This is a genomic window from Mesorhizobium sp. M7A.F.Ca.CA.002.15.2.1, from assembly GCF_003998715.1.
Lineage (GTDB): Bacteria > Pseudomonadota > Alphaproteobacteria > Rhizobiales > Rhizobiaceae > Mesorhizobium > Mesorhizobium ciceri.
In genome coordinates this window covers 1-2740 of record NZ_RZPI01000717.1, presented here as the reverse complement: position 1 = coordinate 2740, position 2740 = coordinate 1, and the positions used below count along the sequence as shown (strand labels likewise).

The window sequence follows — 2740 nt, the reverse complement described above, 5'->3', positions numbered from 1 at the left end:
CCGCTTCCCCAACCAACAGACCTGATATCGCCGACCTGCTGGCGTTTTACGCCAGCGTGGGCGTCGACGAGGCGCTCGAAGAGCAGCCGGTGAACCGGTTCGCCGAGGTTGCGCCAAAGCCGATGGAGCGCGCGCCGATCGCAGCGCCTTCGGGTGGCACCGCCGCACCGCTGCGCTCGACGACCGTGTCCCGCGGCGAAGCCGGGGACAGAGCAAATGCACCACCCGTCGCGCGGTCGCCGTCTGCGACGACTGCGGTTCCCGACGAAGCGCAGGCGGCACTTGCCCGCCAATTGGCGACCACAGCAACGACGCTGGACGAGCTTCGCCAGCATATGGCGGCGTTCGAGGGCTGCAATCTCAAGGCCACCGCCAAGAACCTGGTGTTTGCCGACGGCAACCCGGAAGCCGCCGTCATGCTGGTCGGCGAGGCGCCCGGCCGCGACGAGGACATCGAGGGCCTGCCCTTCGTCGGCCGCTCGGGCCGGCTGCTCGACCGCATGCTGGCCGCGATCGGGCTCGACCGCACTTCAGCCTATATCGCCAATGTCATTCCCTGGCGGCCGCCGGGCAATCGCACGCCGACGCCGCACGAAACCGAGATCTGCCGGCCGTTCATCGAACGGCAGATCGAGCTGGTCAATCCCAAGGTGCTGATCAACCTTGGCGGCCCGTCGGCCAAGACCTTGCTCAACACCTCGGAAGGCATATTGCGGCTGCGCGGCAATTGGCGCGTTCACACGACGGCATCCGGCATCGCCATCCCGGCCATGCCGACGCTGCATCCGGCCTATCTCCTGCGAACCCCGTCGCACAAGAAGCTGGCGTGGCGGGATTTCCTCGAAGTGAAGGCAAAGCTGCGAGCGCTCACCTAGCGATAACCTCGCAGGTAATTGAAATGCCGTCCTCACCAGCCTAACCATTCACTCATGACAACAGCCCAAACCTCCGCCGGCAGCCTTATTCGCGAATGGCGCACGCGCCGGCGCATGTCGCAGCTCGACCTCGCCATGGAGGCCGAAATCTCGCAGCGGCATCTGAGCTTCGTCGAAAGCGGCCGCGCCGCGCCCTCGCGCGACATGGTGCTGCATCTGGCCGAGCAATTGTCGATCCCGCTGAGGCAACGCAACCAGTTGCTGCTCGCCGCCGGCTTTGCCCCCAGTTTCGGCGAACGCTCGCTGACCGACACGACAATGGCGCCGGCGATGGCGGCGGTCGAAATCGTGCTCAAAGGCCACGAGCCGTTCCCGGCACTCGCTGTCGACCGCCACTGGAACCTGGTTTCGGCCAACGCCGCCATCGCTCCCTTCCTTGCCGATGTCAGCGAGGCTTCGCTGCTGACGCCGCCGGTCAACGTGCTTCGCCTCAGCCTGCATCCCGGCGGCATCGCGCCACGCATCGTCAACCTCCAGGAATGGCGCACGCATCTGCTCGAGCGCCTGAAACACCAGAATGACGCGAGCGGCGACGCGGTGCTGATCGAACTCGAGCGTGAGCTGAGGACTTATCCGTCAGGCTTGAGAGGCAGCCGGCCGTCGCCGGTCGAGGCGAACGCCATCGTGCATCCGCTCAGGCTGGCGCATGGCGATCAGGTGCTGTCGTTCATCAGCACCATCACCGTGTTCGGCACGCCGCTCGACGTGACGCTTTCGGAACTGGCGATCGAATCGTTTTTCCCCGCCGATGAACAGACGAGGACGGTGCTGGTTCGGTTGGCGAAGGAACGGGCCGAACGTTCGTAATCACCCTTCAGGCAAAGATGCCTTGCGCGTGCGGGTGCGCTCCAGGCCGAGCTGGCGTTCGCGCCAGATGATGAAGATGCCGGCGGCGACGACGATCAGGCCGCCGACAAGCATATGGAGCGTGGCGACGTCGCCGAAGACGAGATAGCCGACGACGAGGCCTAGGATCATCGAGGTGTATTCGAACGGCGCCACGGCCGAGGCGTCGGCATGGCGATAGGCCGCAGTCATCAGGATCTGGCCAAGGCCGCCGCAGAAGCCGGCGGCAACAAGAAGGGCCGCCTGGAGCGGCGTCAGCGCCTGCCAGCCGAATGGCAGCGAGAGCAGCGACATGACGCTCGCCGTCACCGAAAACCACAGCACGATGGTCGCCGTACGCTCGCTTTGCACGAGATTGCGCACCAAGAGCATGGCGACGGCCGAGATCGCCGCCGCGACAAGAGCGGCCATGACGCCAAGCACTTCCTGGTCGTCGAGCGCCTGGTCGGAACTCAGCAGCGTCAGTTCCGGCCAGGAGATGATCAGCACGCCGACCAGGCCGACCGCGACCGCACTCCAGCGATACACGCGGATAGCCTCGCCGAGGAAGATGGAGCTGAACACCACCACCAGCAGCGGCTGCGCGTAGTTCAGCGTGATCGCTTCCGGCAGCGGCAGCCGGGTCAACGCGAAAAAGCCGAGCCCCATGGCGCAGACGCCGACCAGGCCGCGGGCGATGTGGTTGAACGGACGCTTGGTGGTGAAGGCAGTGCCGAGCTCTTTCCTGAAGGCCAGGAAGGCGATGATCGGGAAGATGGCGAAGAAAGAGCGGAAGAAGACAATCTGGCCGGCCGGAACCGTGCCTGCGGCTTTGATGCAGGTCTGCATGCCGACGAAGACCGCCACCGACACGATCTTGAGCATGATGCCGGTAAGCGTGTCGTGCCCGCCGGCATCATCGCTGGCTGTGGCCGAGGGGCTGCCGGGGCCCGCTGTCACGCTCCCGACGCTTCTCGGAT

At 65.6% G+C, this 2740-nt stretch carries 3 protein-coding genes; 2 read left to right on the top strand and 1 reads right to left on the bottom strand.

The annotated features are described in order from the left end of the window. On the top strand, nucleotides 1–875 hold an 875-nt coding region (locus ENZ74_RS28105; RefSeq protein WP_164761266.1), incomplete at its 5' end, for a uracil-DNA glycosylase. A 54-nt stretch (nucleotides 876–929) separates the two neighbouring features. Further along, complete coding sequence (locus ENZ74_RS28100; protein ID WP_013532623.1) at nucleotides 930–1742, top strand: helix-turn-helix transcriptional regulator; 813 nt, start codon at nucleotides 930–932, stop codon at nucleotides 1740–1742. On the opposite strand, the gene ENZ74_RS28095 is transcribed toward ENZ74_RS28100, so the two are convergent. Beyond that, on the bottom strand, nucleotides 1743–2645 hold the full coding sequence (locus tag ENZ74_RS28095; protein WP_245471019.1) for a DMT family transporter: 903 nt from the start codon (nucleotides 2643–2645) through the stop codon (nucleotides 1743–1745). Between the last annotated feature and the right edge of the window lie 95 nt (nucleotides 2646–2740).

Coding starts and splice junctions, on each gene's coding strand:
- ENZ74_RS28100 (WP_013532623.1), top strand. CDS start 930: ATGACAACAGCCCAAACCTCCGCCGGCAGCCTTATTCGCGAATGGCGC.
- ENZ74_RS28095 (WP_245471019.1), bottom strand. CDS start 2,645: ATGCTCAAGATCGTGTCGGTGGCGGTCTTCGTCGGCATGCAGACCTGC.